The organism is Komagataeibacter sp. FXV3, from assembly GCF_015155755.1.
GTDB lineage: Bacteria > Pseudomonadota > Alphaproteobacteria > Acetobacterales > Acetobacteraceae > Komagataeibacter.
The window spans coordinates 1-6,226 of sequence record NZ_VWPI01000107.1; the positions used below are offsets into that span (position 1 = coordinate 1).

The 6,226-nt window shown below is 54.4% G+C and carries 5 protein-coding genes and 1 tRNA gene; 1 reads left to right on the forward strand and 5 read right to left on the reverse strand.

Annotation, left to right across the window (positions count from 1 at the left end):
- Positions 1 to 189 (forward strand): transposase (locus tag F1542_RS09940; RefSeq protein ID WP_193732897.1); only part of this gene is annotated, 189 nt, incomplete at its 5' end.
- 146 nt (positions 190 to 335) lie between these two features.
- On the opposite strand, the gene F1542_RS09945 is transcribed toward F1542_RS09940, so the two are convergent.
- The 5 genes from F1542_RS09945 to F1542_RS09965 all read right to left on the reverse strand — a co-directional run bounded on the left by F1542_RS09945 (position 336) and on the right by F1542_RS09965 (position 5,972).
- Positions 336 to 983 (reverse strand): ABC transporter ATP-binding protein, encoded by a 648-nt coding sequence (locus F1542_RS09945; protein WP_193732898.1) that lies wholly within the window; start codon positions 981 to 983, stop codon positions 336 to 338.
- Between the two features lie 45 nt (positions 984 to 1,028).
- Complete coding sequence (locus F1542_RS09950; RefSeq protein ID WP_193732899.1) at positions 1,029 to 2,207, reverse strand: capsule biosynthesis protein; 1,179 nt, start codon at positions 2,205 to 2,207, stop codon at positions 1,029 to 1,031.
- A gap of 76 nt (positions 2,208 to 2,283) precedes the next feature.
- The gene (locus F1542_RS09955; protein WP_227672641.1) at positions 2,284 to 3,504 is read right to left on the reverse strand and encodes a polysaccharide biosynthesis/export family protein; all 1,221 of its coding nucleotides are present in this window, start codon (positions 3,502 to 3,504) and stop codon (positions 2,284 to 2,286) included.
- 462 nt (positions 3,505 to 3,966) lie between these two features.
- On the reverse strand, positions 3,967 to 5,310 hold the full coding sequence (locus F1542_RS09960) for an IS1380 family transposase (RefSeq protein ID WP_193732901.1): 1,344 nt from the start codon (positions 5,308 to 5,310) through the stop codon (positions 3,967 to 3,969).
- A gap of 587 nt (positions 5,311 to 5,897) precedes the next feature.
- A tRNA-Gly gene (locus tag F1542_RS09965) sits at positions 5,898 to 5,972 on the reverse strand.
- Positions 5,973 to 6,226 lie beyond the last annotated feature (254 nt).

Sequence of the window (6,226 nt, forward strand, 5' to 3'; positions counted from 1 at the left end):
CGCTGGGTGGTTGAACGAACATTCGCCTGGCTGGGACGGTGCAGGCGGCTCGCCAAAGATTGGGAAAAGTCCATTGCTTCCTCAACCGCATGGACATTGATCGCCTCGATCCGCATGCTCACACGACCGACGGACAGCAAGGCATTATCAAGCTTGAAAAACTTTCGGATCGGGCTCTTAGGTTTTTAGGAGAATTTTTTTGGCAGCGAAGTGCATGCATCTGTCGCATATGACATATTCCGTTCAATTCAGAGAACTATTGACTCCGCCCGACATAGCTTGAGATGATAATCTTTATCATTTTATAAAGTAATTTATTTTTATTATTATAAAAATCACAGACTATGATACAGATCTATTCCTTCCTGAACGGTATTGCATTCAATCATCTTCCGTTCATGAATAATAGCACTTCTATTACATATTTCCCTGATGAAATTCATATCATGGGAAACAATAATCAGCGCACGGTCTGCCCGTTTGACAAACAGTTCATTGCGGCAACGTTCATAAAAGCGCGCATCACCCACCATGATAACTTCATCAATCAGGTAACAATCAAACTCGATCACCACTGACAGGGCAAAGGCAAGACGGGCACGCATACCCGATGAATATGTCTTGACCGGGTCCAGAAGCTGATGACCCAGTTCCGAAAAATCATCGACGTATTTACGCGTTTCCTTGTAATCCAGATTATATATTCGGCAAATAAAACGCAGGTTATCCAGTCCACTCAGGCTTCCCTGGAACGCGCCACCAAACGCCAAGGGCCATGACACCGACATATTCTTTTCAACCCGCCCGGATGTCGCAAGTTCTACCCCGCCGATAATCTTGATCAGCGTCGATTTACCCGCGCCATTACGGCCCAGAATGCCCAGCTTTTCGCCCCGTTGCACCTGAAAGTTGACACGGTCCAGAACGCGACGCGTCCCTTTATCCACATGGAAGTCTTTAACGATATCTATACAACGCAGCATGACAGATTTCTTTTTTCAGCAGACCACACCATCAGACCAGCATGCTTAACGAAGGTTGCGTTCCTGGGCACTGGCGATCAGCAGCTTGCCCATGGTGTACAGACCCAGAAACGACATGAACACGAGAAACAGAACAATCGTATTACGCGGATATTCCGGCCAGTCAGCCGCGTTTGGCTGCGCAATCTCGTCTACATAGATCATCTGCTGGTTTGCCTGCTGCTTAGCAACTTCAAGCGAGACAACGTCACTGGCCAGCACGCGCTGCTGAATCTCACGCTGCACCATAAGATCTTCATATCCCGTGATCTTGGGCACGAGAGATCCATTGGGGCCTGTAATCTGGTTGGATGATTTCTTGATCTGGTCCGACAGGATCGTTGCCTGCCGCTGATATGCCGCGATCAGGGGACTATTGGGCGCGCTGGCCTGCAGTTGCTGCAACTGCATATTGGTGGATGTCAGCATGTTTTGCAGGCTGATCACATAACTGGTCATTGGCAGCGATTGCCGCAGCGGATCAATCAATTCGACGGCATTACGGTATTCAGCCAGTTTCTGGTCGATTTCACGCAGTTTGGTTTCTGCCGCCTGTGCTTCCAAGGCGGTCGCATGGATCAGGTTTTCCCGCTGCCGACGATTGATTTCATTGACCAGTTCCTCACCGGCATCCAGGAGCGCACGGGCAATCTTCTGGGAATCTTCGGCGCGGAACGTGCGGACCGTCAGAATGGAAACATTGGTTTCCGAATCCTGTTCAACCAATACGTGGCGCTGGTAATACTTGTAGAAATGCTCGAAATTCTTCTCCAGCCCAAACAGGGGATATCGGGCAAATAAATCTGCTTCAGGCCGAGAATAAACATCCAGCAGATGATTCTGTTTGATAAGCAGTTCCGCCGCATCACGGGACTGTATGTAATCCTGTACTACATATGTATTTTCGGATGTTGTTCCGCCGCCAGAAGACTGAAGGATGTTGCTCAGCGAAAAACCGGACTGGCTGGAATGTCCACGCACGACAAAATGCGCTTCCGATATATATTGCGGCGTCGCGATAAAAAACAGATACAACGCCGTCAGAAGAGTCGGTATGACAACAAAAATCGTAAAATACAGATTATTCCGTATTTTATTGCGTACCGCATTCAGCATGCGCACCAGCACGGATACATCTTCAGGCTGATATCGGTCTTCATCAGGGACATGCACTTCGATATTCATGAAGCATGCTTCCGGGAAAAAGGAACAGGACGCAGGAGCATATCGCTCGAAACTGGATTACATACGGATCGGGTCATTATTTGGCTATCCATGCTGCGGTGATCCCGGGCGCGATAATGGTGCTGATCAGGCCAAAGAACTTATAGAACTTGTTGCTGGACGAATTGGCAACGTAGATCAGGTCCCTGTCCCGCATCATGAATTTCTGTGCAAGGAAGTAGTTGCTGGGATTCATCATGTCCAGTTTGTAGACCACCGGTGCGGTCGGAGCACTATCGTCAATCGGCATGCCAAGGCGGTGCAAGATATCCGCGTTTTCAAAACGGAAAAGATATACGGCATTGGGGTCCGAGCGTGAATCGATCGGTCCACCCACGCGGGAAATGGCCTGCGCCATTGTCAGTGTCGGAAGAGTGAACTGGGTCTGGGTAACCTGACCGCTGGCGCCAAACACCGTGAAGCTTCGAGGCGTGAACGTCAACTGCACCCGATCTCCCGGCTGCATGAGTATGTTCTGGGATGGATCGTTTTCAATCGCCTTGAGCGGCATTTCCGCGATCCGGTTGTTGCGTGTCAGCCGGACGACATAATCCTCATCCGGCTGGGTCAGACGTTCCTGTCCCCCGGCAAGGGCGATGACGTCAAGGATACGTTCACGGTTCGGGGTCAGTGGCACCCGGCTTGGCCGCCGCACCCCGCCATACACCATGACGGAATTGGCAATGTCGGACGCAATGCGGACCAGTACCTGAGGCGATTGCGATTTCTCCTTCAGGCGCCCCTGGATGGCTTCAGCCACCTGATCGGTCGTCATTCCGGTTACATGAATTTGCCCGGCAAAAGGCACATCCACATCACCACTTCCGTCAACAGACAGCAATGGCAGGCTGGACGCCGTGGATGGGGAAGGCTGCGTACTGGTGCCGCTGGCGCTGGATGCCGCCATTGCCGTGCTGCTGGGGCTGAAAAGCGCACTGCCCACTTCATATATCGCGACCTGCAGCAGGTCGCCCGGCCCAACGGTGTCATTACTGGTATGGGTCGTAGGCGCATTGTCCTTATCCAGACTACTGAAGGCCGGAGGGGCCTCGCCATCCAGAAGAGCAATGAGTTCGGGCGTGACTTCAACGATCCCGTATCCGAGGGTGTTTTTTTTCTGGTCCCGCTGGGCGTGATTGAACTGCGCCTCCGTGGGGCCACTATCAGGCAGGGTATTGCAGCCGGCCAGAAGCAGGATTACTCCACCAATGACAGCAAACCGCTGCCCTTTGCGAACACGATGGCGACGCGGGCCCAAATCTTTCAGAAAACAGGAAATGGTCAATGTCACACCGCGGCTAGGATTTATGGTGAAGGAGGCACTAAAAGTGAATGGAACCCGCACACGTCCAGCATGCCGTCGGTACGAGATAAAGTGGGTCAATCGGAAGGTCTTTTATCAGATCATATTTTAACTGACCATACATAGTGTACGGATGATGACAGGGGGAAAACAGATCGCCTGATACTACCCGCACCGCCAGCATGTCAGATCCTGCGTACCCTCCGATGATGGCAAAAAATTGCCTGCCCACTGTGCGCCGCCATCAGGTTTAGCCCATCTTATTCACGGCATTGCGTATTTTGCGTGGATTTTTCCGTTTCTATGGTTTGGGCGCGCGGGATCGCACCGGGTTGAGGCGGTGTCATTTTGAAACGGTGGATGGCTGCGGCTGGGGTTGCGAGGACGGGGCGCGTTCGGGGGCGATAGCCCCGTCTGTCACGGGTCGGCAGCCTGCATCGAGATGGCGAGACTACGGAACAGCGCCGCTTCGGGACAGGCGGCGGCAAACGCGATACGGACACGGGTCGCGGTTTCCAGGATACGCCCGGCGATTTTCAGAAGACGATTTCGTAACGTGGTGAACTCGGCCGAGGCGAGCGGCTGTGGGGCTGGGATGGCGTCCCGCAGGGTGAGCATCAGCCAGTATGCGGCAGTGTGCAGCACCAGGCGGACCTGGTTGGCCAGTGGCGATCGACAGCTTGTGCGGTCGGATGCCAGTTGGCCCTTGTGACGCTTGATCAGGTTTTCGGCCTGTCCACGGGCACAGTAGAGGGCACCGTAGAGCCATTCGGCGTTGCCGCCTCGCAGGCTGGTGACCACGCAGCGTATGTCGAGGCCCAGCGTCGTGGCTTCGATCCGGGCGGCCACGCGCCGCTGTTGCTTCCAGGATTTCGCGCCATAACGGATTTCGGCATAGCCGCGCAGGGATTGCGCCCGCGTCTCGGCACGCCGGACGCGGATGTCATCGGCCGAGGGTTCGAGAAGCCGGTGCAGCACGCTGTTGCCCGGCAGGCCGAAGATGTAATCGACGTCATGCGCCTCGCACCAGGCCATGACTTCGGGACGTCCGTAATGACCATCCCCACGAATGGTCAGCCGGGTGTTGGGCCAGTGGCTGCGGATACGGCGGATCAGACGACGCAGGTGACCGCGAATTTCCTGTCCGGACGGGGTCTTGCCCGGGCGGATGATAATGGCAACCGGCCTCGACGTGGCGGCATCGTAAACATGGATCGGCATAAAGCACCGCTCGTCATGATGCGCGTTGAACGGGGCGAGTTGCTGATGACCGTGCACCACATCGACCGTATCGTCGATGTCGAGCGTCACCGCGGCGGGTGGCCGGGCGTAGCTGTCGCACCATGTATCGACCAGAGCATAGGTCAGGCGAATGACCTCGCGCAAAGTCGGGGCGTTCTCCCAACGCGAGATCGTGGGTTGCGAGCACAGATCCCGACCCGTATCGGGCAGTCGTCCGCAGGCGAGCTTGAAACCCGGATCGCACCGCAAGTGATCGAGGTCGTCGGCGTCCTCGTAGCCGCAGGCAATGGCCAGCATACGGGCGCGCAGAATATCGGCCACGCCGTGTGTCACCCGTCGCGGATTGCGTGGATCGGCTATGAGCCGGGCGAGGCGATCAGCCATGCCGATCCGCCGCTCGGCGGCAGCCAGCAACAGGACACCACCATCCGAGGTGATCCGGCCACCATCAAAATCAGCCGTGATTTTCTTGTGTCGGATGGCTGGAAACAGGAACGGCTGGCTCGTATCGTCGGACATGGCGGGTGTGGCTCGGCGTGATCGGAGAAACGGATGGCTTTGACACCCAATTCGTAAACCCAATCAAAAGCTTAGGCGATACCCGCCGCCCAGTCTCGACCGCCCCCGTGAATAAGATGGGTTAGAACGTTTCGATCGCGATAACCGCCGATGATTTTTCAGAATGCGAAAAGAGAAATCAGAAAACCGGACAATGAACCGTTACGTTTATAAACATATTGATACGTCAGGCAAAACAATTTCCGCATCAGCATGACAATAAATCATGTCACGGCCTGCCGGGGGAGCACCGCTCCACTTCTGCCAGCCGACTTTCCATGGAAATCATGCATCTGTTTTTCATGAAAAAAGCATAAAACCTCAATATCATGATGCGCATTACATGAATTTCTGGCCAGATCTGTCCGTAAGAAAATGACATGCCATGTCGAATGACAGCAGGCATTCCTTTTACAAACCGGCATGCTGATTTTCAGGATGGATGAACCTGTGCAGACACCCTACGGTCAGCAGGACAGGACAAATCCCACAAAACAAAAACGGCCCCGAAGGGCCGCTTGTCAACCAACTGATTTAATTTCAAAATCTGGAGCGGGCGATGGGATTCGAACCCACGACCCCAACCTTGGCAAGGTTGTGCTCTACCCCTGAGCTACGCCCGCGCTCCGTGTCGGTGAAGCGGTGTTTACGGCAAACCCGATGGGCGTGCAAGGGGTTAAAATGCTTTTGTCGAAGTTTTTTTTCATCCCCCCAGAATGCGGTTGCGGGGATCGCCGGGAATGCCAATCTATCCTTACAACATATGAACCGACCGGCATGGGCATAAGGGCAGACAGTGCCCCCGTCCCCATGCCGGTCGCCAGACCAACAGGAACGCGACCAGATGGATTACATTATCGGCCAGACACCCCGCCCC